Source organism: Brevibacterium sp. OS20 (assembly GCF_056837565.1).
This window is the reverse complement of the sequence record NZ_CM166367.1, coordinates 3,374,408-3,398,451: the sequence shown is the minus strand read 5'-3', so window position 1 is coordinate 3,398,451 and position 24,044 is coordinate 3,374,408. Positions and strand designations below refer to the sequence as shown.

Below are 24,044 nucleotides of genomic sequence, written 5' to 3'. Positions count from 1 at the left end.
GTCGCCTGCCGGGCGACTCGCGGCCGCTCTGGGAGCGCCCCGGCTGCTTTCGGACCGGTCTCGGCGCCGAGAGCCGTGGGGTAGTCTGGTGGGCGATGTCCGATACGATCTACCTCACAGGCGAAGCGAAGGCTCCGTCGAACAACCCGATCACCAACCAGTTCGGTCTGTTCTACGTGGCATTCGAGATCCAGCCGGACACCCACCGAATCCTCGATGTGGACTGCACGGCGACGTTGGCTCTGACCCGGAACTTCATTCGGAGCCTGTTCGTCGATGCCGACATCACGGACCCTGGTCGACTGATAGAGCGCATCCAGCGCCGCTACCACGGATCCTCGCAGAAGGCGCTGATCACAGCAGTGAACAACGCCGCGAAGAAGTACCGCGAGGTCACCGCTTAGGCAGCGCCTTCGACCACCCCGATTGCCCGGGCCCTCACCGGACCGGATCCGATCGACAACTGCACATTGCTCCATCCCGGAGGCATCCTCGGTGCCGCCCGTGGCTCTGCCACTGGCCCAACCGGTGCTGCTGCCATCCGCGCCGTGCGGCGCAGCCAGCTGCGGCGCCGTCGGCTCTGCCTCTGCCGGGATGGACGTATTCAATGAGGAAGTGTCGTTAGTGATCACGGACGGTTTTCTATTCATCAGCCTGCTTCTGGCGATTTCCGCAGCGCTCGTCGTCGCGGACCGGAGCGGGCGCTTCAAGCTCTTCAAATATGTGCCCGGCTTCGTCATCCTCTACATCGTGGCGGCGCTGCTCAACACGTTCGGCGTCTTCGACCACGACGGTGGAGACATCACCGCGGTCGGCGACACCCTGCGCGAGGTGATGCTGCCCGCGATGATCCTGCTCATGCTGTTCAAGTGCGATATCCGGCAGATCATCAAGCTCGGGCCCAAACTGCTGCTCACCTTTGCGGTGACCGCGGCGAGCATCATCATCGGCTTCATCATCAGCTACCTCATCCTGCACTCCAGTCTCGACCCGGAAGCGTGGAAGGCCCTCGGCGCTCTCAACGCCTCGTGGACGGGTGGTTCGGCGAACATGGTCGCGGTGCAGGAGGTCCTCCAGGCACCCGAGAACGTGTTCGGCTACGTCCTCATCGTCGACACAGTGCTCTACTCCTTCTGGCTGCTGCTCATCTTCTCCTCCGTCACAGTCTCCGCCAAGTTCGACAAGTGGACGAAGGCCGATATGTCGAAGCTCGATTTCACCGACAGAGTCTCGGCCGAGGAGGAGAAGCCGATGACGCTGTCGTCGATCTTCGGACTCATCGGATTCGCACTGTTGGCCTCGGCCTTGGCGATCCGCCTCGGCGAACTGCTGCCCGAGGTCGGAGCGGTCATCGACGGCACCGCGTGGACGATCCTCATCGTCAGCGTCCTCGGGCTGGCCATCGGATCGACTCGGTTCGGCAGGACCGCCGGATCCAATGAGCTCGCGACGATCCTGCTCTACCTCATCATCGGCATCATCGCCTCGGGCTCGGACTTCACCTCCCTGGCCGAAGCGCCGCTCTACCTGGTGGCGGGCATCATCGTCCTCCTCGTCCACATCGCCATCATGCTCATCTACGCCAAGCTCACCCGCACCGAGCTCTTCAGCATCGCCGTGGCCAGCACCGCGAACATCGGCGGAATCGCCTCGGCGCCGGTCGTCGCGGGAGCCTTCAACCGACAGCTCGTCCCCGTCGGTGTGCTGTTCGCGCTGATGGGAACGTTCCTCGGCACGTTCCTCGGCCTGTGGTCGGCCCAGATCCTGTCCGGGCTGGCATGATGAACGAACCGACCCCACCTCGCCGAGGCGGCCGACCTCCCCATCGCGAGAGTACCGTTCCGTGCGTGCACCCCTGCACCGACCCAATCCGCCCGACCGGAAGGACCCGACCATGACCGCACCCAACACAGCCTCCGCAACCGGACCCGACACCGAATCCGCACCAGACGCAGCATCCGCACCCGCCGTCGACGTCTTCGACGGACACAACGACCTCGCCTGGTACCTGCGCGAGGAACGCGACTACAGCGTGGAGGGGCTCAACGACCCGGCCGTCTCGCCGTTCACCACGATGGATCAGCTGGCGGCCGGACACGTGGCCGCGCAGTACTGGTCCGTCTACGTTCATTCCTCGATCACCGGCGCCGACGCGATCACGGCCACATGGGAGCAGATCGACGCGGTCCAGCGTGTCGTCACCGCCTACCCCGAACGACTTGCCTTCGCCCGTACCGCCGCCGACGTCCGTGCGGCTCGCGCAGCCGGCAAGGTCGCCTCCCTCATGGGCGTCGAAGGCGGTCAGCAGATCGACGAATCCCTCGCCGTGCTGCGGTCGTACGCCCGCGCCGGGGCCCGCTATATGACTCTGACGTGGTCGACCACTCATTCCTGGGCCGACTCGGCCACGGACGAACCGGTCCACGGCGGCTTGAGCGTCTTCGGACGTGAGGTCGTGGCGGAGATGAACCGGATCGGCATGATCCTCGACCTCTCCCACGTCGCGCCCACCGTCATGCACCAGTCGCTGGACCAGAGCACCCTGCCGGTCCTCTTCACCCACTCCTGCGCGTACGGTCTCAACCCGCACCCGCGCAACATCCCGGACGACGTCTTGGACCGCGTGCCCGACAACGGGGGAGTGGCGATGATGACGTTCGTGCCCTCGTTCGTCTCGAACGCCCGCCGCGAATGGGTCGACGCCGGAGAACAGGGAACCGCCCCCGAGGTGACCGTGGCCCAGGTCGCCGACCACTGCGATTACGTTCGCGAACGGATCGGCATCGACCACATCGGACTGGGCGGCGACATCTGCGGAGTCGATGAGCTGCCGACCGGACTCGGTGATGCCGGCCAGTATCCGAACCTGTTCGCCGAGCTCGCCTCGCGCGGCTGGTCGCAGACCGACCTGCGCAAGATCGGCTTCGACAATGCGATGCGCGTCCTCGACGCGCACGAGGATGCGTACACGGCGTTCCTCGGCTCGGCGGTCGACGCACCGTCCGCGGCCAACGCCGGTTCCGCGGCCAACGGCACGGCCGCCTCGGCGACGGTGAACGGCGGCGGCAACGTCGGGTCCGCAGGCAATGGTTCGGCCGCCTCGGCGGGGGCGGAATCATGACGCGGCTGCTCGTCATCGTCAATGACATCGAGTCCCAGCCGGGGCTGCTGACACGGTGGATGATCAGCGAGAACGTCGAGTTCGATCTGCGCATCGGCGGGGTCTCACCCCTGCCCGGGCCCTCGGAGCTCGATGGCTATGACGGGCTCATCATGCTCGGCGGCGGGTACATGCCCGATGAGACGGACCGGGCCCCGTGGTTGGCCGATGAGGCCGAACTCGTCCGCCATGCCCTGGCCACGGATCTGCCGCAGTTCGGGATCTGCCTCGGCGGGCAGCTCATCGCCCACGTCATCGGGGGCGATGTGCAGGCTCGGACCGGGGCGCCGGAGAAGGGATACACGAGGATCGACACCACCGCCGAGGCGGCCGCGGACCCGGTGTTCTCCGCGATCCGGCCACGGACCTCGTTCGTCGAAAGCCATGTCGACCGCATCGTCGCCCTCCCCGAGGAGGCGACCCTGCTCGCCAGGAGCGAGGCCTGCGAATTCCAGGCGTTCCGGGTCGGCAGGGCGTGGGGGACGCAGTTCCACCCGGAGTCGACGCGGGCGAACATCGAGCGCTGGGATGCGGAGAAACTGCAGACTTTGGGGTTCGATAAAGATACCCTGTTGGAAGAAGCGATGGAGCTCGGGCCGGAGAGCGAACGTGATTCGAAGGCCCTGTTCTCCGCGTTTCTCACGGTGGTTCGGAACTGAAGCTTGTGTGTCAGGCTCGTGACTGAGGCATACTAGGCGAGGCTCTGACCACAGTCAGGGTTGCCAGGTATGCGGCACAGCCGCCGCATTGGACACGGAGGAATCGTGAGCGACAAAGAACCCACGACGACAATCGACCCCGGTGACGGACACCAGCCCGAGACCCTCAAGCGGGTCATGGGGCCGAAGCTGCTGCTTCTGTTCATCGTCGGTGACATCCTCGGAACCGGCGTCTATGCTCTGACGGGCAAGGTGGCTGGGCAGGTCGGCGGTGCCGGTTGGGCACCGGTGATCCTCGCCTTCCTCATCGCGCTGATCACCGCCTTCTCCTATATGGAACTCGTGACGAAGTATCCGCAGGCTGCGGGTGCAGCGCTCTATACGCACAAGGCGTTCGGAATCCACTTCGTGACGTTCCTCGTCGCCTTCGCCGTCCTCAGCTCCGGAATCACCTCGGCATCGACGGCGTCGAATGTCTTCGCGGCGAACCTCGTGGCTGGCTTCGGTTGGGACGTCTCCGGCACAGGGGTGATGTGGATTGCGCTGGCGTTCCTCACTCTCATCGCGCTCATCAACCTCCGCGGAGTCGGCGAGAGCGTATGGTTCAACGTCGTCCTCACCCTCATCGAGCTGAGCGGTCTGCTGCTGGTCATCGTCGTCGGCTTCTTCGCACTCGGTTCGGGTGACGCCGACTTCTCACGCGTGATGATCTTCGAGACCGAGGGCGACAAGAGCGTCTTCCTCGCGGTCACCGGTGCCACTGCGCTCGCCTTCTTCTCCATGGTCGGCTTCGAGGATTCGGTCAACATGGTCGAGGAGACGAAGGATCCACGGATCTTCCCGAAGATCATGCTCTCTGGTCTGACGATCACCGGCATCATCTACGTCCTCGTCTCCCTGGTCACCGTCGCAGCAGTGCCCATCGGCGTGCTCACCGAGAGCGAGACGCCGCTGCTCGAGGTCGTCCGGGAGGGTGCTCCGGGCCTGCCGATCGATACGATCTTCCCATTCATGACGATGTTCGCCGTTGCGAACTCGGCCCTGATCAACATGCTCATGGCCAGCCGTCTGCTCTACGGAATGGCCAAGCAGAACGTGCTCCCGCCCGTGTTCGCGAAGGTCTTGGCCGGACGCCGCTCGCCGTGGGTGTCGATCATCTTCACGACGCTGATCGCCTTCGCGCTCATCTTCTTCGTGTCCACGATCCTGCCCGAGACGGTGACCGCGTCCCTGGGCGGCACCACCTCGCTGCTGCTGTTGGCAGTGTTCGCCGTCGTCAACGTCGCCGTGCTCATCCTGCGCAAGGACAAGTCCGGCAATGCCGAACACTTCAAGGCACCGACGATTCTGCCGTGGATCGGCGTCATCACCTGCGTGTTCCTCGTCGGTCCGTGGGCCCGTCTCGATGAGCTCATCCAGTATCAGATCGCGGCGGCGCTCGTCGGCATCGGTGTCGTCCTGTGGGCCGTGACCTGGTTCTGGAACCGTTCGACGAAGGGCACGAGCACCCGATTCCGCAATCCCGAAGAGCTGTCGTGAGCTCATCCCCTCGCCGAGGCGGCGCAGCACTTCTCCGGGACGGTGCCGTCCATTCCCGGTACGGAGTCGTCCCTCGCCGAGGAGGCTCCCGCCACTGCGGAGACGGTGCGATCCCTCGCCGAGGCGGTGCGGCCGGGGCCGCCCGCCGACCCAAGTCTGCATCGCTCGATATGCTGGGACGGTGGGTTCCCGACCTGCGCGCTCGGATCTGTACAGCTCAATCCAACGAAGGTGAAAAATGACAGTACTCGTCGGTTACGTCAACAATCCCGCCGGACACGCTGCTCTCGATGCCGGCATCGCGCAGGCGAAGAAGGACGGCAAGGAGCTCGTCGTCGTCAATGCGTCACGGTCGGCGCAGCGCAGCGACTCCTACCGCCTCGGCGAAGGGGAGCTCAAATCGGTCAACAACTACCTGACCAGGGCGGACGTCGAATTCCGCGTACTGACCTTGGGCAGCGAGTACGACCCGGCCGAACAGATCCTCGACACCGCCAACGAGGTGGGAGCCGAACTGATCGTGCTCGGAACCCGGAAGCGCACCCCGGTCGGGAAGTTTCTGCTCGGGTCGACGATTCAGAAGGTCATCCTCGACGCCGAAGCCCCGGTGCTGTGCGTCAAAGCCGCGCACTGAGGGCTTGACCGCAGCGCACACGCAACCCGGCTCGCTGGGCTGACATGTGTCCGCTGCGTGCACGTCTCAGCGGAGCCGCTCCATGATGAGATCGGCGTTGACATGAGCGCCGGCCATCACCCCGCTGGCTGTGCTGGCCACGACCATCGCCGACACGTCTGCGCTGTTGCCGACCGCCCAGACGCCGGGCACATCGGTCTGTCCGGCCATCTGCGTCGGAATATAGGTGCCCATCCCGCTCGGGTGAGCGACGACCTCGCCTCCGAGCTGGGCGAACAGGTCGGCATTTGCTCGACCATACGCACCGACGGTGAGCGCGTCGAAGGTAAGCGATTCCGCTCCGTCCGCGGATTCGGCGGCCGCCAGTGAAACGACGGTGTCGGACTCGGTGCGGGCCACCTCGGTGACGGTGGAATCGATGAACTCGATGCCGAGCGTATCGAGCATTGCCGTCTGTTCGGAATCAGGGGCGGGAGCGTTGTGCCGGATGAAGCTGACGTGGTCGCTGAGCTGGGAGAACAGCATCGCCTGGTGGTATGACATGGCCGTTGTGCCGATGACCCCGATGCGCTGCCCGCGCACCTCGAAGCCGTGGCAGTAGGGGCAGTGCAGGACGGTGTCGCCCCAGCCTTCCGCGAGACCCGGGATGTCCGGAAGTTCGTCGCTCAAACCGGTGGCGATGATGATGCGTCGGACCCTGACATCGACCCCCGCCGAGGTGGTCAGTTCGAATCGATACCGCGGAGCCGCCTCGGCGGGGTGGGGTTCCGAATCGATCGTGCGTGCTTGCTGCACGGTCGCATCGATGAAGGCAACGCCGTACTCTTTGGCCTCGGCGCGGCCTTTCGCCACGAGATCCTGGGGCCTGATGCCTTCGTGGCCGAGGACGTTGTGCGCGTGTGCGCTTGAGGAATTGCGCAGCTGGCCTGCGTCGATGACGACGACGGATCGCAGAGACCTGGCCAGGGCGATCGATGCGGCGAGGCCGCCTGCCCCACCGCCGATGACGGCGACATCGAAGGAATCCTGCGCGGATTCGGCCGACGAGTCGGGCGCAGTTGGCTGGGAGTTTACGGGTGCAGTTTGGGTGGTCATGATTCTCCTGTGTGCTGATGGATGGTCGGCGTCTATTCGAGTGTGTTCCTAGCCCGTATAAAAGTGCAAACGTGTTTGCAGAAACAGCAAATTGTGTCATGCTGAGGGCATGGAAGAGCCAAGAGAGTCAGGGGAGCGCGCCGCTCATGCGACGGGTCGGATGTCGGAGATCCTCTCCGATGGGTCCGCCCCGGTTGAGGCGCAGGAGGCTATCCGGCAGTCTTTGGCGGGTGTCGGCGCTCGCCTGCGAGGGCTGCGGCAGGAGCAGGGGCGCACCCTCGACGAGGTGGCTGAGCTTGCCGGAATGTCGACGAGCACACTGTCGCGCCTGGAATCCGGGAAGCGCAAGCCGAGTTTGGAGCTGCTGCTGCCGCTGGCTGGGGTCTATGGGCTCCCGCTCGATGAGCTTGTGGGGACTCCGCCGATCGGCGATCCGCGCATTCATATCTCCCCGCGGAAGTTCCACGATCAGACGATCCTGCCGCTCAGCCGCGGAGCGATCGGAGTACAGGCCTTCAAGCACATCGTCGACGGTCGGCAGACACCGAAGCTCGGTGCGCTGAAGACTCACCCCGGATTCGAATGGGTGTATGTGATCCGCGGTCGCCTGACCCTCATCCTCGGCGACCGGACGATGGTTCTCAGTGCTGGAGAGGCCGCAGAGTTCGATACGCGCACTCCGCACTGGTTCGGGGGAGCCGATGACGGCGGGGTCGAGTATCTCAGCCTGTTCGGACCCGAAGGACAGCGCGTTCATATGAAGAGCTGAGTGGAGCTGTGGGCCGGCGCAGGCGCTCGTTGATACGACGGGGCGTCGGTTGCGCGCGCTTGATTGTGGCGGGAAGTGAGTTCCGCAAGCGTGACCGTGGCGGGACGTGAGTTCTGCCCGGGTGGCTGTGGCGGGGTCCTGGTCCTGCGTGGCTGCGGCGGGGTGCTGCCTGCGTGGCTGTGGCGGGACCCTGGCCCTGTGTGGCTGCGGCGGGGTGCTGCCTGCGTGGCTGTGGCGGGGCCCTGGCCCCGCGTCCTCGCGTCAGTGGCGAGGAGTAGTCTCGGCCCACTTCGTCGACACCGTAGGTGAGAGCCCCTTCTTCTGGTCGCCGCCAGCGATCATTGTCAAACATCGCACTCCGAGTGAGATCTCCCATTGACCAGTGCAAATAGTACAAAATAGCAAGACAGGGAAAATATTTCAAATAAATCGTACAGAACTATAGACTCTGTTCTATTCCTGGATTAGAATGGAGCCAAGCCGAAGACATCAACGATGATGAACGGATACGAAGAAGATGGCTCTCATCCCCGACCGAAGGTACGACGAGCACGATGATTGCGAAGCGGGAAAGGCTTCGCAGGCACCACCCCTTCAAGGTTCACCGCCCAGTGACCTCCCTCCAACTGCGGCCGGCTCTTCTGCCCGGTCTGCCGACAGTGACTCCTCCAGGTCGACTTACCGGGAGCTGCTCGCTGAGGCCGGATTCGATCTGACCGGTCATCCTCTCGCCGACAGATTCGACGGGATCGCCGACAACCTGGCCGACGGCGAGGCGGTCGCCGACCAAGCTGGTGACGGACAGGATGACGCCGTCGAGGATGGCAGCGATGCAGTCGTCGACGGAGTCGTAGCTGCGGAAGGCAGCAGTCAAGCAGCTGTTATCGAGGCTGACGCAGCGGCGCCTGCTCTTCCGGGTGGCGTTATCCACGCCGGGCAGGGGCCCTGGTCGAGCAGGACGACGATGCCGGAGACCGAGGCAGAGGTCCAGGCATGCATCAGAGAGATCGAAGCACGCCAAAGCGCGTGGATGAAAGCAAAGCGCGAAGAACGTGAGACACAGCGAGCTGCGGAGCGTGAGGAGTTCCTGAAGAAGAACCCGCAGGCTCGCGCAGAGGACGAAGAACTCGCGCGTGAAAGAGCGGAGTGGAACGCCCACGTTGAGCGGTACGAGGCGAAGAAGCGGGCGCAGAAAGAAGCCGAACGTATCGCTGAGGTAGAACGCGCGGAGCGACACAAGGCACTCGCCGAACGCTATGACTCAGAAGCTGACACGCATCCCCTGCTCGACGAGTTTCGCTGGTCAGACTTGAAGCACGCAGCCCCGGAAGTCACAGAAAGCATCTGCGCTCTGCAGGGCCTGCTCGACGGGCTCCACGACTTCACTCGCCCCATGGGGCCCGATGACGCGGTGACTCTTCTCGATGGTCTTGAGACCTTGAACCGTCTGACGGAGTCCCTGTCGGTCGTGACCCTCTCCGTGTTCGAACGTGTCGGCACGCCCCGCGACTACGGGGCGAAAACGACGAAGGCGCTGGTCCAACATCGGCTCAACCTGTCTGCACAAGAGGCCTATCGCCGCACTCAGCTCGCTGAGTGCCTGGGAAAGCGGACCAGCATGAGCGGGGAATCGATCGAGGCGCAGTTTCCGATTCTCGCAGCTGCCCTTCGTGAAGGAGTGCTCTCGGCAAACCAGGCGTCGACGATCTCCAAATGCTTGAAGAACCTGCCTGTGAACGTATCGGAGGACGACAAGATCAAGGCTGAAAGCCTGCTCGTCGAAAAGGCTCAGGCGGTTCGCGTCTGCGATATCCATGCACTCTTCGAAGAGATCCTGGGCTGGATCGATCCCGACGGCCAGGAACCGAAAGAAACGGCAGACCGGGACAGCTTCGCTGTCAACCTGCGCCAGGCGAAGGACGGAACGTGGACCCTCAAAGGTCGCCTCGACGAGGAGACCGGTGGGATTCTCAATGGCTTGCTGACTTCGCGCATCAAAACCGATTCTCAGTCTGACGAGGACAGGTGCGCGAATGCGGCGGGCATCGATGCCGCTCCCGCGGATGGCGAACGCCCAATCGACGGAGCGAGCGCCACCGATGATACCCGTTCTGCCGACGATGCCCGCTCCGCAGTCGAAAGCGGCAGTGCCAGTGTGAGCGACCTCGACCAGGAAGTCGTCGACGTCTATACGGAGGTCCTGCGCGGCGACCGCTCGGACTGTCTCGACCCCTCGCTCGACTTCACCCCGCCACAGGTCGGCGCGAATGGTGAGATCCCGCAGGGGGCCGGGGTGAGGCAGGACGGCTCACTGGTGACGATGGCCGCTGAGCAGCCGAGTGTCCGGCGTCGCATCTACGAGCGTTTCTCCAGCGTCATCGGCAACATCGAAATGAACCGCATCAAGGCCGGAGCGGCCTACGCACTGGTCGTCACAGCCAAGGCGGAAGATCTGGCGAACCAGACCGGCAAGGCCGTCACGGGAGTCGAAACGCCGTTCCCGATCGATTCCGCTGCTCTGGAAGGACTGAACGGATCGGTCTTCTTCCACCTCATGGGCGAAAGAGCGAAATCGTTGGCACTCGCGACAGAACGACGGTTGGCCACAGAGAAACAGCTGGCAATTCTCGCCAGCCGTGACCAGGGATGCACGTTCCCCGGATGCGACACTCCTCCCGGCTGGTGCGAAGCGCACCATATCGTCCCATGGGCGCAGAACGGCAAGACTGACGTCAACAATCTCACTTTGGCCTGTTCAGCGCATCACCACCTGCTTGATTACACCGATTGGGACTGCAGAATGCTCATCGACGGTCGGCCCGCGTGGGTGCCACCGGCGACCATCGATCCAGCACAAGAACCGGTGCTCCACGCACGGTTCATCGCGCGGGAAATCGGAGAGACTCTCTTCGGCTGACAAGCACTTAGGTTCAGCTGACAAGCACTTGGGTTCGGCTGGCAAAACCCCGGCAATGTGACAGTTATTCGCGGGACACGTGGCCGAGACCAATGGTGCGGTTCATCGGCGGCGTGGTCCGCGGGGAACGGAATGTTCTTCTCACATGCACTGTTGCCTCGTTATGAAGCTTTCGATCCTTGACCTCGTTCCTGTCCGTACAGGACAGACGACAGCAGACTCCTTCGCCGCCTCAAAGCAGATCATCGACACGGCTGACAAGCTCGGATTCACCCGCTATTGGGTCGCCGAGCACCACAACATGCCCTCGATCGCATCGACGATGCCAGGGCCCGAACTCATGCACCTCGGCCAGGGAACACAGCAGATCCGCCTCGGTTCCGGTGGAGTCATGCTTCCCAATCACGCCCCGCTGGCGGTCGCCGAGCTGTTCGCTCTGCTCTCCGCTGTCTACGGCGACCGCATCGATCTGGGAATCGGTCGCGCACCGGGGACGGACCCGATCACTTCGGCGGCAATGCGCGGCCACCTCGGTGAAGGACGGATGGTCGACCGTGAAGGACGAGCAATCGATCCCGTCGAACAGTTCCCCCAGCACGTGATCGACACTCTCAGCCTCATGCGGCCCGAGGGGATGCGAGTTCCGCTTCACGGTGGACGCGAACATGTGCTCAAGGCGACGCCCGCGGCAGCTCCGGGAACGCAGCCGCTGCCGTGGCTGCTCGGTTCATCCGGTTACTCGGCCAGGCTGGCAGCTGAACTCGGCATGCCCTATGTCTTCGCCAACCACTTCGCATCGGGTGCCACCACCGGAATGAAGATCTACCGCGACAATTTCACGCCTGGCGCTTACGGAGACAAGCCGCAGACCTTTGTCACGGCCAACGTCGTCGCAGCACCCACCGAGGAAGAAGCGCGGCTGCGCTCGGAGCCATTCATGCTGCAGATGGCCAGAATGCGCACCGGCGGACCGATGGAGAAGCTGCACCTGGCCGGCGACGACGTGCGATCGGTGATGACCGACCAAGAGCGTATGGTCGGCGAAGAGCTCTCCGGCAACTGGATCATCGGCGACACGAAATCCGTGTCCGCGCAGCTCGAGGAACTCGCCGAGCGCTTCGAGGTCGACGAGATCATGATTCAGCCGATTGCGGGTGCCGTGGAAGGCGAAGACGTACGCGAAGACCCAGGACGGACTCAGACGATCGACCTGCTTGCCACGGAATTCCTCGGCTCCACCGGAGCTTCCGGCGTCGCTGATGCAGGCACCGATATGTGACACCTGGCTGAGGTCTGTCCCCGGTTCCGATCGGGGCCGATATCGGCCATCGGCACCGGGCCGAAGTCTCAGCTCAGCATCGATTCGGGCAAGTGGACTTCAATCCACGACCAGTCCGCGTTATCCTGTCACAGTGTCATGAAAGCTGACAGTCGTGTGACAGCCAGTAGAATCGACACCGTGCAGAACCTCGTCTACGGCGAGGCCGCTCCTTGCGGAGAGGTCGAAACGGAGGCGAATGCTGTACGCCGAATGCGCTCGCGCACCTTCGGAGACTTCCCCCACGCGGGCCCCGGCCTGCAGACCGAAAGAGAAATAATGCGTACCAAAATTGCTGTTTCGGCAGCACTTGGGGTCGGACTGGTTTTCGGCGCCGGTGCTCCCGCACTGTCGAGCAATCTGTCGTCGACTGACGCCGCAAAAACGTCCGGCATCTCCGCTGATGTCGTGCCCGGCCAAGAACTCGAACGAATCACCGACGGCAAGATCGAAAAGGGCGAGACCGCCTACGTCGATGTCACGGTCGCGACACTGTGGACCGACCCGAAGGCCCCTCGCAAGGTCGACAAGCCCGCGCTCCAGCACCCCGTCGACCTCAAGAAGTGGAACAAGAACCTCGAATCCACCGATGTGCGCCGGGGCCTGACTGGAAAAACCGAGACACAGGCAACCTACGGTTCGGAAGTCTCCGTCCTCGAAACCAAGGGCAGCTGGGCCAAGGTCGCCGTGACCGACCAGAAGACCCCGAAGAACAAGAAGGGCTACCCGGGTTGGCTGCCCAAGAAGCAGCTGGTCGAAAACGACCGCTTCGGAAAGCTCGCCGAAGACCAGCCCCGCGCAGTGGTCACGAAGCCCAAGAGCGAACTCGAAGGCATCGAATTCACCAAGGACACTGGTGCCGACGTCAGCTTCAACGTCGACCTGCCGCTCATCGCCCAGGACGTCGATGATGTCCGCGTCGCTCTCCCCGGAGGTGGAGCCGCCTGGATCGACATCGATGACGTGGATGTCTACGACGTCGGCGACAAACCCGAGAAGCCCAGCGGCAAAGACCTCGTGAAGACCGCGAAGCAGTTCGAGGGCCTGCGCTACCTGTGGGCCGGAGTCTCCGCCTACGGATTCGACTGCTCCGGATTCACCTACTCCATCTACAAAGCCCACGGCATCGATCTGCCTCGCGACTCGGGAGAACAGGCGAAGGCGGGCAAGGCTGTCTCCTCGTCGAACCTCAAGCCCGGAGACCTGCTGTTCTTCTCGACCAGCTCGGGAACAGTCCATCACGTCGGAATGTACGTCGGCGACGGCAAGATGATCCACTCGCCGAACGCGTCGAAAGACGTCTACATCACCGACTGGAAGAAGTGGGACACCGGAAACGAATTCTCCGGAGCCCGCCGCATCCTCTGATCTGGATCGAGTCAGATGGTCCCGGTTCCAACCAGGACCTGACCAGTTCAGTCGAGTGACCAGCCGACACACTGATGGCCGGTGCCCTGAGGAGGGCACCGGCCATCAATGATTTCAGTAGGGCCTAGCTGGGAACATCGCCAAGGTTGCTGAGCACGGCTCTAGCTGGGGAGCATCGCCAGGTCTGCTGAGCATGGCGATTGCTGAGAGACCTGGCCAGGGGAGGGGAGGGGCCTGGCCTGGGGAGAGGTGCCCGCCGAGGCGGCTATCGAGCAGAGTCGACCGGAATGACCGGCGACCCGATTTCATCGAAACTCGCCCACCGAGGCGACCGCCGTATGGTTTCTCCGAGGCGACCGCCGGTCAGTGCCGCGAGCTCTGAGTCGATTTCAGGAAGATGGCACGGGCCAGATCATCCCGACGTTCGATGACCAGCCGGCGCAGAGCCGCAGGTGCATCGTCGTTGGCGGCCAACCATGCGTCGGTCTTCTCGACCACAGCCTCCTCGTCGACGGACCACCGGGGATAGAGGCCGAGCACCAGGCGGCGAGCGATCTCAATCGAATTGTCCGTCCAGAACCCGAGCAGACCATCGAAGTACTCATCGACATACTCCTCGATGAGCGGCATCGCGCTCGGCGCGATGAACCCGGCGATGATCGCCGACAGAACATCATTGCTCAGCGCTCCCGCCTCGCTGATCGCCTCCCAGGCACGGATCTTGACGATCGGCAGAGGCAGTGCGGCACTGGCCGTCTCGGCGTGAAGTCGACCCGAAGAGCTGGGATCCGAATGATTCTCCCGCGCGATATCCGTCTGATCCGCCCACCCGAGGCACACGAGCGCCGTCAGCGCATTCCATCGCAGCGCATGATCATTGATGAGACCCCGGAACGGCAGCGTCGCAGTCGAATGCTCGGCGCCGCGACCCGTGCGGGCACCACCGGAAGCTTCGGCCGACTGGCTCATCGAACCGGCCTGCCCAGCCGAACCAGCCCGATCAGCCGAACCGGCCTGCCCGGGAGCTCCGGCATACATCCGGTCGATCTCCTCACCGACCGGCACCGTCAGGATCTGGCTGGCGAACCCACGCCCCATAGCCACCGCGGAACTGCCGGCGGCGCAGCGGGCCGTCCGCGACGTCAGCGCCAATACGAGGTTGGCCAGATGCAGCTGCGCATCCGACCCTGCTTTCGCCGCCGCCAACGCATCCAACGCCGCTCCCAGAAGCCCCATGATCGCGGCATCGAAATTCCGGTCCGCCACCCACTGATCGATGCAGGTCAGAGCGGTCTGGCTGAGCCCCGCCATGATCCCGGCATGACTCTCCTTGCCCAGGCTGCGGGCATAGGCGGTGAGGTACTTCTGCACCGGCATGAGCCCATCGCGCACCGCATTGTCCAAGGCCGACCACACCAGGGCCCGTGACAGCGGATCCGTGATCCGCGACGCCGAGGTGACCGCCGCCTCCGTCGACTCCGGATCGAGGCGCACCCGCGCATAGTCCAGGTCGTTGTAATTGAGCAGAGTGATCACGCCGGCGCTGCGACCGATCAGCTGCTCGACGTCGGCCGACTCGGTCGAGAACTCGAAACGGAAGGAATCGAGGGGAACGATCGCCCGCCCCGACCGCCCGAGCGTGGCGATCTCGATCGTGTGCGGCCGCAGCAGGGCTGTGCCCTCGGCCGAATCGGACTGAGTGATCGTGGCACCCGTGACCTTCTCCGAACCGGACCGTCGCCGAGGCGGTTCTGTCCTGCCGCTCGACCCGGGCCCTGCCTCGTGAGCGTCCCCGGCAGCCCCGTCGAAATCGTCGCCGACCGCATCCGGGCTGCGCAGCCTTGCGCCCGAGCTCGAAGCCACGAGCTTCCCGCGTCCCGCGCTCTGCGCGGCGGCATCGGTACCGGCAGAACCTCCTTCGGCCCCGGTCCCGGCCCCACCCTGGGAGAACACGGCCGACCCGACCGCGGATCCGGCCGAGTACCCAGCTGACCCGTCCGCGGACCCTGCCGACCCATCCGGGGACCCAGACGAACCGTCTGCCGTCGTGAGCTGCAGGGACAGCTCCGAGACTCCGGACGTCCCCAGCCACGCGGCCGCCCAGTTCGCGATGTCCCGGTCGGGAGCCGCCTCGGCGAGGCATTCGAGGAAATCAGCCAACTCGGTATTACCGTATTCGAACCGTCTGAAGTACAGCCGCGAACCGGCGAAGAAAGCCTCCCGGCCGACGAACGCGACGAGCTGCTTGAGCACGGATGCGCCCTTGGCATAGGTGATGCCATCGAAGTTGAGCTTCGCGGCCTCGACATCGGGGATGTCGGCGACGATAGGGTGCGTCGTCGGATACAGGTCCTGCGTGTACGCCCACGCCTTGCGGCGCAACGCGAAGGTCACCCACCCATCGGTGAACCGCGTCGCCTCGGCAAGCGCGAGCCCGCCCATGAAATCGGCGAAGGATTCCTTGAGCCACAGGTCATCCCACCACTTCATCGTGACGAGATCGCCGAACCACATATGCGCCATCTCGTGCAGGATGACATTGGCACGGGACTCGTAGTTCGCGTCCGTGACCTTGTCCCGGAAGATCAGATTGTCCGTGAACGTCACCAGACCGGGGTTCTCCATCGCGCCGAGGTTGTACTCGGGAACGAAGATCTGATCGTACTTTCCCCATGGATAGGGGTAGTCGAATTCGGAGGTGAAGAAGGCGAGGCCCGCCTTCGTAACGCCGAAGATGTCCTCCGCGTCGAGGTGGTCGACGAGGCTCGCGCGCGTCCAGGCGCCCAGTTGCACGGTCTGCCCGGTGCGCGGATCCGTCCACTCGTCCGTCGCCCCCTCGTAGGGACCCGCGGTGATGCAGGTGATGTAGCTCGACTGCTTGAGCGTCGGTTCGAAGTAATGGGTGACCGCGGCCGCCGAGGCAGATCCGTTCGCAGGCTCGAATCCCGCCGAGGCGGCCCCCGCCGCACCATCGGCCGGTTCCGTCCGCGCCTCGGCCCGGTTCGACAGAACCTGGAAATGTGCGGGAGCGGTGACCGTGAAGATGAACTCGGCCTTGAGGTCGGGCTGGTCGAAATTCGCAAAGACGCGACGGGCGTCGGTGGGTTCGTACTGTGTATAGAGGTAGGTTTTGCCGTCGGCCGGATCAGTGAACCGGTGCAGACCCTCGCCCGAGGTGGAATAGCGGGCCTGCGCCTCGATCGTCAGGGAATTGCGGCCGGCGCGGACGGGGAACGTGACTCGGGCGCCGTCGAAGACCTCGGCGGGGGAGAGACTCTCACCATTGATCAGAACTGAGGTCACGGAGTCGGCGATGAGGTCGATGAATGTCGAATCGACGAAGCGGGCGGAGAAGTCGACGACAGTGCGAGACAGGTACGTGTCGGCATCGGTTTCGGCGTTGCTGACGTCGATATGGACTGAGTAGGAATCGACCTCGAGCAGCTGTGTTCGGCTCTGCGCTTCGCTTCGGGTGAGATTCGTTGTCATTCAATAGCCTCCTCGGCGGACAGACTTTAGCATGCCACATTTCCGGTATTCTGAGTACAGCACCGGCGAACGGCAGAGGGGACTGATGGCGGACAATCGGGTCAGCGAACTGCCTCGGCGGGGGTTCAACGTCGTCGCCCACCGCCTGCGCTTAGGGCTCAAGCGTGTGTGGGTGAACTCCGGTCAGCTGATCCAGATCCCCATCGCCGCGACCGCCGCCTACGCTTTCTGCGTCTATGTGCTCGGCCACCCGTATCCGTTCCTTGCCGCGGTCGCCTCCGCCGTCGGCATCGGCCCCGTCGTCGACCGTCGCCTGCGCCGCGCCCTCGAGATCGGCATCGGAGCGACGTTCGGGGTGCTCGTGGGCGAGATACTCGTCAACTTCTACGGCTCCGGCATCTGGCAGCTCGCCCTGACTCTGATCATCGGCCTGACGATCGGCACGATACTGAACTCCGGCGGCATCTTCATCACCCAGATCGCCGTCCAATCCGTCTACGTCGTCGTAGTCCCTGCCAGCGCCACCACCATGCCGTTCCCGCGAACCCTCGACGCTCTCACCGGATCCGTCTGCGCCATCCTCCTGGCACTGCTGATCCCGCGCGACGCTCGAAAGGCTCCGCGTCGCCTGGCCGCGGACATGCTCGAGGAGGTCGACGCAGTCCTCAGGATGATGAAACGAGCCCTGCGCGAAGCCGATGTGACGATGGCAGGACGAGCCCTCGAGCGTGCTCGCGAAACCCAGGACATCATCGACTCCTGGGGTTCATCCCTGCGGATCTCTCGTGAAGCCGCGAAGATCAACGCACGTGCCCGCCGGCATGCGGCCGAAGTCACCCGCCTGTCACGTGCCCACACCTTCTCCGACCGCGCGATGCGGACCATGCGAGTCATCGCCCGCCGCGTCGTCGGCATCACCGAGCTCGGCGTCGCCAAACCCGTCATCGCCGACTACGTCGGATCCTTGGCCGACGGTGCGAAGAAGCTCGAGATCGCTCTGCGCCGCGGCACCGACCGTTCCCTCGCCGAGGCGGCCCTGTCCGAAGCGGCGGGGGCTCTGGATCCGCGAGCGAAGCCCGATTGGGACATCCACGACGAGTCGATGGTCCTGCTCCTGCGGACTGTCGCCGTCGACCTGCTGCAGGCCGCGGGACTCACTCGTGAGGAGGCCCAGTCCCGGCTTCCACCGCTGGCCGTGAACGCCGATGAGGAAGACGGACCGGCTGTCGAATAGCCGTCGAGGCGGTCAGCTGCTTTCGACGACGAAGACGGCGTTCGTGCCCGGCTCCAGAGCCGTGAACCGGTGAGGCTGATCGCCCGGATGGGTGAGGTAGTCGCCGACGCCCAATTCGTAGGACTTGCCGAGCACTTCGATGCGTGCGGCCCCGCGGCCGAGGATGACATGTTCGATCGTGCCCTGCGGGTGCGGCTGAGACTCCCTGGGTTCACCCGGTTCGGCCTGGATGAAGTAGACGTCGCGTCGGGCATTCGTCGGCGACGGCGAGAGCAGGGTGGCCACATAGTTCGCGGTGGTCGAGGGCAGGCTGGGCATATCGCCGACGTGTTGGAAGGCGACCTCGTGCGGGGGCGGGTCGAGCAGGCGCGCAAGGGGGATGTCGAGCGCAGCGGCCAGAGCCCACATCGTCTCCAGGCTCGGATTTCCGCTTCCCGTCTCAAGCCCGGACATCGTCGACTTGCCGATGCCGGCGCGCCTGGCGACCTCGGAGAGGGAGAGTCCGGCGCGCAGTCGTTCTCGTTTCAGCGCCGCCGCGATCTGCTGACTCGGTGAGAGCGACGGGCCGGGCGCTGTGGCGTCGGAATCGGTGGCGCTGGGAGCGGACTCGGGGTCGGAGCTGCCCTGAGCGTCATTCAGCGAATCGTCGTTGCTTCGAGAAGTCATGGGTTCACTATAGCGGTTAGGCCGTTCGGGTTGACGAACGATGGCCGAGGGCGCACTGTATAGAACATGGGTTCATTATTTCGCACGGCTGATCGGGTGCTCCCCGGCTCGACCTATCGTGCGGTCGCCATCGTCACCGTCACGATCATCGCAGTCGCGCTGTCGTACGGGGCGATCTCCGCGGTCTCCGGATTCGCCTGGTGGCAGACTCTGCTGCTGGCGATGTTCGCTCTCGGCGGCGCCGCCGAATTCACCTTCGTCGGCGTCATCGCCGCCGGCGGTGCCCCGATCCTCGCGGTGCTGGCGGGTCTCCTCGTCAATTCCCGGAACTTCGCCTTCGGCGTCGCAGTCGGCGCTTTCTTCCCACAGGACTGGCGAGCTCTCATCGCCTCCCACTGGATCAACGACGAATCCACCGCGATCTCGCGCCTCGGGCACAACGACCGGGCGAAATGGCATGCGTTCCTGCTCATGGGCGCCGCAATCGCCATCATGTGGCCCGGCGGTGCCATGGTCGGGCAGTGGCTGGGCAATGTCATCAACGCGGACCTGCTCGGACTCGATGCGGCCTTCCCGATCATCCTCTTCTGCCTCATCCGCGGGGACCTGAAGAACCGGGTCACACTCTCGCTGACCGTCATCGGCATCCTCATCGCCGTGGGCCTGACCCCGCTGCTGCCGCTCGGGCTGGGAGCAGTGACCTCGCTGTCCGTCTTCGTCTTCGTCGCCGCCGGCTGGGGTGTGCGCTGGTTCATCCGTCGCCGCCGCGCAGGCGACAACAGCGCAGACCCGCACGATGCCGCCCACTCGCAGCACTCAACCCGAGAGGAGAGCCGCCGATGAGCGCCGTCAGCTTCCTCATCGCCCTTGCCGGGCTGAGCCTCGGAACCTATCTCATGCGCTTCGCCGGTGTGAAGGTGGGAGCGGCCATCGCCACGAAGGGGCGCCGGCGGACCCCGGCGACCGCCTCGGCAGGGCCTGACTCCTCTGTGGGGGCCGATTCCTCCTCGGGCGTGGACGGACAGGGCACAACCGCCCCTGCAGGGGCCGACGGACAGGGCACAGCCGCCTCGGCGGGGGCCGGTGATTCGGCCGACTCGACCGAGCGCGTGACGATGTGGATGGACCGGGCCACGGTCGTGCTCATCGGCGCCGTCTTCGCCACGACCGCGGTCTTCGACGGCACTGACATCGCCGATCCGGCCCGCCTCATCGGCGTCGGCGCCGGCGTTCTCGCCTCGATTCTGCGCGTGCCGATGCTGCTCGCCGTCGTCATCGGCATGGGCGTGTGCGCGCTCATCCGCACCACCGGGATCCTCTGAGCAGGGACGGCAGGCACCCACTGTGAAAGCCGTGGGATGCGGGTGGGCAATTGCCGAGGATCTCCCGCCCGGAACTGCCCCGAAAGCCCGAGATTGCTAGGCTGGGACCATGGAATACATCGCGGGTTTTCAGCGTCTCGTCTTTCTTGCCCTGACGGTGGCCGCATTCGTCGTCCAGCTCTGGGCGTTCATCGACTGCCTCCGCTTCAAGGACGAGAACTACCGTGCCGTGGACAAGCAGAGCAAGAAGTTCTGGGTCATCCTCCTCGGCGTCGGGCTCGCGCTCGCCCTCATCGCACTGCCGCCGATGGGCATGAGCATGATCTTCCTCAACATCATCGCCCTCGTGGCCGGCATCGTCTACCTCACCGATGTGCGCCCGAAGGTCCGCGCCGTCGACCCGCGATACCGCAACCGCTGACCGACTTGACGCCGTAACTGCATTCGCGGACCCGATCGGCAAGCGCCCAGCACACGCTGACTAGACTCACCCTATGAGCACCGACCTCAACCTGCCGGGCCCCGAATCCGGCTTCATCGCCACGTTCGGAAGCGGCGAGCCGCACACCCTCTTCGGCCACGGATTCGCCGGCGCGATCCGCGACACCCGCCCCTTCGGCACCGGCATCACCGGCACCCGTCACTTCCTCCACCTGCCCGGCCACGGCGGCCGCCCCTCACCCGGCCCCGGCTGGACCTACCCGCAGATCGCCGAGGTGCTCGCCGACGCCGTGAGCACCACCTCGGCGAGCCGAGCGCTGGGCGTCTCGATGTCCGCCGGAGGACTCCTGCACCTGCTGAGCATCGCCCACCCCGTGACCCGCGGCCTCAACAAGATCGCCCTCGTCCTCCCCGCCTCCTTCACCGGGTTCCCCGCCGAGGTGGCCGCCGCCAACCGCTCCCACCTGGAGAGACTGCGCCGCCTCGTCGCCGATGAGGACATCGACGGCATCGTCGAACTCATGCTCTCCCGCGAACCCGCCGAGGTGGCCCAGATGCTTCCCGCGCGTGCTTGGACCAAGGCGAAGGCCGAGAACCTCGTCCACACGGACATGTCCGACGGACTCGGACTCGCCCTCGAAATCGCTGTCGCGGATACCGAAGAGGCAGCCCGGAACCTGCGCTCCTTCCCGGGCGATGTCCTCGTGCTCACCCACGAAGACGACCCAGCACATCCGGTCCCCGTCGCCGAAGCCATCCACCGTGCGATTCCGAACTCCCGCCTCGAGGTGCTCCCTGCCGGATCGATCTTGTGGCGCGGCCGTCATGACGTACGGCGCATCCTCGGCGAGTTCTTCGGTTAGGCACCGGCTTCGACCAGGCGCCGGCTTCGGTTAGTCACGTTCTTCGGTTAGGTTCTGGATTCGGTTCAGCGCTGGCTTCGGCTGGTCACCCGACAGAGGTCGTTGGCTAGACTGTCTCCGTGCGCATCTCCGTCCTCTCCCTCCACACCTCGCCCGTCGCCCAACCCGGCCAGGGCGACGCCGGAGGAATGAACGTCTACGTCGACCAATCCGTGCGCGCGCTCGCCGCCGCCGGACACCGAGTCGACGTGTTCACCGCCGACCCCGGCGGACTCGACGGCACGGGAGGCAGTGCAGAAGTCGCTTTCGACGGAGCCGGCGCTGACCGGGGACGCGGCGCGGGCCCCTCAGAGGGTCAGAGTGCGAGGCTGGAGATCACCGAATCCATCACCCTCCACCACCTGCCGGTCGGCGCCGCGACGAAGGACGAACTCGCCGACGCGATCGACGAACTCGCCGACCTGCTCAATGCCCACCCCGACTTCCGCTCCGCCGATCTCATCTGGAGCCACTATTGGATCTCCGCCGAGGCGGCCCTGCGCGCCCGTGACAACGCCCTCGACAACGCCGCCGAGTCCGGAGATAGCGGCACCGAATCCGGAGACAGCGGTGCCGACGCCGTTGTCGGGGTCGGGCAGGACCGTGCGGCGCAGGCTCCGATCGCGGTGAGCATGCACACGATCGGGGCCGTGAAGAACCGCGATTCCGACACCAGCCACGAACGACCCCAACGACTCGAAGCCGAAGAGCGCATCGCCGCCGAGGCCGATCTGCTCGTCGCCGCCACCCCCGCCGAACGTCGCGATCTCGTGTCGGAGCTCCAAGCCGACCCCGACTCGGTCGTCGTCGCCCGACCGGGTGTCGATCACGCGCTCTACGCACCGGACTCACAGTCGGACGCGCGCAAGCGTCTGGGATTCGACTCGGACGAGGCGATCGTCCTCTACGTCGGGCGTATGCAGTTCATCAAAGGCACGGACGTCGCCGTCGACGCCCTGGCCGATCTGCGGGAACGCAACCCGCACCTGGCCTCCCGAACCCGCGGTATCCTCCTCGGAGCCGCCTCGGGGGCAGGCGTCGAAGCAGGCGGGGGAGAGGTCCGACCGTCCTCGACGTATCTGCGGGAGCTGACCGCGGCGATCGCGAGCGAACCCAGCGTCGAGGTCCGCCCGCCCGTTCCCTCCCACATCCTCGTCGACTACTACCGGGCCGCTGACCTGCTCATCGTCCCCTCCCGCAGCGAATCCTTCGGACTCGTGGCCGCCGAAGCGGCCGCCTCCGGTCTGCCCGCGATCGCCTCGGCGGTGGGAGGACTCCCGGAAATCGTCGAACACGGACATTCGGGACTGCTCATCGCCGATCACAACCCGCACCACTGGGCGACGGCGATCGAAACGCTGCTCACTGACACGCAGCTGCGAGCCGAACTCGCCGGCCATGCCGTCGACCGTGCCGAACGCTTCGACTGGGGCCACACCGTCGCAGCCGTCCTCGACGCTGTGCCGGACATCTCCCGCGCATCTGCGCGGCGCTCGGAAGCGCTGGGAGCGTGCTGAACGACTAGAGTCGGCGGTGAGCACGAGAGCCGAGCGAAAGGCGTGAGAGCATGAGCACCGACACCGAGGCGATCCTGTCCGGAGTACGCACCTGGGCCGAGAGCAACGACGTTCCTGTCGATTCGATCGAGGATGCCGAGATCGTCGTCACCCTGCCGGGGGAGAAGAAGCTCAAGACGAACGTGGCGATCAGCGTCTTCGCTCGCACCGCCCATCTGCAGGCGTTCGTCATCCGTCATCCAGACGAGAACTCGGCCGCATTCAATCGGTGGCTGCTGCAGAAGAACCTCAAACCCGGGCCGGTGGCATTTGCGATCGACAGCCTCGGCGATGTCTATCTGCGCGCGAGCGTGCCCCGAGAGCACCTGCTCGATGACCTCGACGGACTTCTCGGGGCGATGCTCGCCACGGCGGACTCCTCATTCAACGAACTCCTCCAGATCGGGTTCCTCACCGGAATGAAGAAAGAGTGGGCCTGGAGGGTCGGCCGGGGCGAGTCGACGCGCAACCTTGCGGCCTTCGAGAAGGTGCTCAGCGGGGATGACAACGAATTCCTCGGCAACTTCGGCGACGGCGATTCCGAACCCCCGGCGGTGTCGGCCGATCGTGCGAGTGACGGCTCGCGCTCATGAGTGCGTCCACCTCCAAGCCGGCGAGCGTCGACGAATACATCGACTCATTCGACGACGAGCGACACCGAGCTTTCCTCACCCGGCTGCGCGAGCTCAGTCGTGCCGCTGCACCGCGAGCCGAGGAGAGCCTCAAATGGGGCAGCCCCGCCTATGCCCTCGGCTCGATCCTGTTCGTGTTCGCCGGGTACAAGAAGCACGCGAACGTCGTCTTCACTCCGAGTACGAAAGACGCCTTCGCCGACCGTCTGCAGGACTTCGACACCGGTAAGGGCTCGATCAAACTGCCCTATGACGGCGAGATTCCGACCGAGCTGCTGACCGAGATGATCGCCCACCGGATCCGCGAATTCGAGGTCGACGGAGTGAAGTGGATGTGAGGGCG

At 64.9% G+C, this 24,044-nt stretch carries 22 protein-coding genes; 18 read left to right on the top strand and 4 right to left on the bottom strand.

From position 1 onward, the window contains the following. Positions 1-95 precede the first annotated feature (95 nt). The 6 genes from ACVZTU_RS15225 to ACVZTU_RS15200 all read left to right on the top strand — a co-directional run bounded on the left by ACVZTU_RS15225 (position 96) and on the right by ACVZTU_RS15200 (position 5,992). A complete protein-coding gene (locus tag ACVZTU_RS15225; protein WP_139468103.1) occupies positions 96-404 on the top strand; it encodes a DUF3870 domain-containing protein in 309 nt (102 codons plus the stop codon). A gap of 220 nt (positions 405-624) precedes the next feature. Continuing rightward, positions 625-1,782, top strand: coding sequence for a DUF819 family protein (locus ACVZTU_RS15220; protein ID WP_482401759.1), 1,158 nt, complete (start codon positions 625-627; stop codon positions 1,780-1,782). A gap of 112 nt (positions 1,783-1,894) precedes the next feature. Continuing rightward, a complete protein-coding gene (locus tag ACVZTU_RS15215; RefSeq protein ID WP_482400762.1) occupies positions 1,895-3,121 on the top strand; it encodes a dipeptidase in 1,227 nt (408 codons plus the stop codon). Then, the gene (locus ACVZTU_RS15210; protein WP_139468105.1) at positions 3,118-3,819 is read left to right on the top strand and encodes a type 1 glutamine amidotransferase; all 702 of its coding nucleotides are present in this window, start codon (positions 3,118-3,120) and stop codon (positions 3,817-3,819) included. Before ACVZTU_RS15215 ends, ACVZTU_RS15210 begins: the two co-directional genes overlap by 4 nt. Positions 3,820-3,924: 105 nt before the next feature. Then, positions 3,925-5,358, top strand: a complete 1,434-nt coding sequence (locus tag ACVZTU_RS15205; protein ID WP_229663977.1) for an APC family permease — start codon at positions 3,925-3,927, stop codon at positions 5,356-5,358. 238 nt (positions 5,359-5,596) lie between these two features. Then, on the top strand, positions 5,597-5,992 hold the full coding sequence (locus ACVZTU_RS15200; RefSeq protein WP_101543775.1) for a universal stress protein: 396 nt from the start codon (positions 5,597-5,599) through the stop codon (positions 5,990-5,992). 66 nt (positions 5,993-6,058) lie between these two features. Here ACVZTU_RS15200 and ACVZTU_RS15195 read toward each other — a convergent pair whose 3' ends face one another. Then, the gene (locus ACVZTU_RS15195) at positions 6,059-7,087 is read right to left on the bottom strand and encodes an NAD(P)/FAD-dependent oxidoreductase (RefSeq protein WP_139468106.1); all 1,029 of its coding nucleotides are present in this window, start codon (positions 7,085-7,087) and stop codon (positions 6,059-6,061) included. Between the two features lie 109 nt (positions 7,088-7,196). Between ACVZTU_RS15195 and ACVZTU_RS15190 the strand changes: the two genes are divergently transcribed. Next, positions 7,197-7,856, top strand: coding sequence for a helix-turn-helix domain-containing protein (locus ACVZTU_RS15190; RefSeq protein ID WP_229663978.1), 660 nt, complete (start codon positions 7,197-7,199; stop codon positions 7,854-7,856). Between the two features lie 601 nt (positions 7,857-8,457). Here ACVZTU_RS15190 and ACVZTU_RS15185 read toward each other — a convergent pair. Beyond that, positions 8,458-8,730, bottom strand: coding sequence for a hypothetical protein (locus ACVZTU_RS15185; RefSeq protein WP_180345573.1), 273 nt, complete (start codon positions 8,728-8,730; stop codon positions 8,458-8,460). A 90-nt stretch (positions 8,731-8,820) separates the two neighbouring features. Between ACVZTU_RS15185 and ACVZTU_RS15180 the strand changes: the two genes are divergently transcribed. The 3 genes from ACVZTU_RS15180 to ACVZTU_RS15170 all read left to right on the top strand — a co-directional run bounded on the left by ACVZTU_RS15180 (position 8,821) and on the right by ACVZTU_RS15170 (position 13,459). After that, positions 8,821-10,773 (top strand): DUF222 domain-containing protein, encoded by a 1,953-nt coding sequence (locus ACVZTU_RS15180; RefSeq protein ID WP_482400761.1) that lies wholly within the window; start codon positions 8,821-8,823, stop codon positions 10,771-10,773. A 163-nt stretch (positions 10,774-10,936) separates the two neighbouring features. Further along, positions 10,937-12,052, top strand: a complete 1,116-nt coding sequence (locus ACVZTU_RS15175) for an LLM class flavin-dependent oxidoreductase (protein WP_139468108.1) — start codon at positions 10,937-10,939, stop codon at positions 12,050-12,052. Between the two features lie 318 nt (positions 12,053-12,370). Further along, positions 12,371-13,459, top strand: a complete 1,089-nt coding sequence (locus ACVZTU_RS15170) for a C40 family peptidase (RefSeq protein WP_139468109.1) — start codon at positions 12,371-12,373, stop codon at positions 13,457-13,459. Between the two features lie 363 nt (positions 13,460-13,822). Here the strand turns inward: ACVZTU_RS15170 and pepN are convergent, their stop codons facing one another. After that, positions 13,823-16,948, bottom strand: coding sequence for an aminopeptidase N (pepN, locus tag ACVZTU_RS15165; RefSeq protein ID WP_482400760.1), 3,126 nt, complete (start codon positions 16,946-16,948; stop codon positions 13,823-13,825). An 85-nt stretch (positions 16,949-17,033) separates the two neighbouring features. Between pepN and ACVZTU_RS15160 the strand changes: the two genes are divergently transcribed. Further along, entirely contained in the window at positions 17,034-18,182 is a 1,149-nt protein-coding gene (locus ACVZTU_RS15160; protein ID WP_139468111.1) for an FUSC family protein, read from the top strand. 12 nt (positions 18,183-18,194) lie between these two features. On the opposite strand, the gene ACVZTU_RS15155 is transcribed toward ACVZTU_RS15160, so the two are convergent. Further along, positions 18,195-18,848 carry a helix-turn-helix domain-containing protein gene (locus tag ACVZTU_RS15155; RefSeq protein WP_139468112.1) on the bottom strand — a complete coding sequence of 218 codons (654 nt, stop codon included), beginning with the start codon at positions 18,846-18,848 and terminating at the stop codon, positions 18,195-18,197. Between the two features lie 66 nt (positions 18,849-18,914). On the opposite strand from ACVZTU_RS15155, the gene ACVZTU_RS15150 reads away from it, so the two are divergent. From ACVZTU_RS15150 to ACVZTU_RS15120, 7 genes are all read left to right on the top strand, one after another. Then, positions 18,915-19,691, top strand: coding sequence for an AzlC family ABC transporter permease (locus tag ACVZTU_RS15150; protein ID WP_482400759.1), 777 nt, complete (start codon positions 18,915-18,917; stop codon positions 19,689-19,691). Then, the gene (locus tag ACVZTU_RS15145; protein WP_172171529.1) at positions 19,688-20,170 is read left to right on the top strand and encodes an AzlD domain-containing protein; all 483 of its coding nucleotides are present in this window, start codon (positions 19,688-19,690) and stop codon (positions 20,168-20,170) included. The genes ACVZTU_RS15150 and ACVZTU_RS15145 overlap by 4 nt, the downstream gene beginning before the upstream one ends. 109 nt (positions 20,171-20,279) lie before the next feature. Next, positions 20,280-20,591 carry a DUF2516 family protein gene (locus tag ACVZTU_RS15140; protein WP_092010787.1) on the top strand — a complete coding sequence of 104 codons (312 nt, stop codon included), beginning with the start codon at positions 20,280-20,282 and terminating at the stop codon, positions 20,589-20,591. Positions 20,592-20,664: 73 nt separating this feature from the next. Beyond that, positions 20,665-21,474: an alpha/beta fold hydrolase gene (locus tag ACVZTU_RS15135; protein WP_482400758.1), complete on the top strand. Its 810-nt coding sequence runs from the start codon at positions 20,665-20,667 to the stop codon at positions 21,472-21,474. 119 nt (positions 21,475-21,593) lie between these two features. Next, entirely contained in the window at positions 21,594-23,030 is a 1,437-nt protein-coding gene (locus tag ACVZTU_RS15130) for a glycosyltransferase (protein WP_482400757.1), read from the top strand. Between the two features lie 50 nt (positions 23,031-23,080). After that, the gene (locus ACVZTU_RS15125; protein ID WP_482400756.1) at positions 23,081-23,662 is read left to right on the top strand and encodes a YbjN domain-containing protein; all 582 of its coding nucleotides are present in this window, start codon (positions 23,081-23,083) and stop codon (positions 23,660-23,662) included. After that, complete coding sequence (locus ACVZTU_RS15120; RefSeq protein WP_482400755.1) at positions 23,659-24,039, top strand: iron chaperone; 381 nt, start codon at positions 23,659-23,661, stop codon at positions 24,037-24,039. The genes ACVZTU_RS15125 and ACVZTU_RS15120 overlap by 4 nt, the downstream gene beginning before the upstream one ends. The last annotated feature ends 5 nt before the right edge of the window (positions 24,040-24,044 follow it).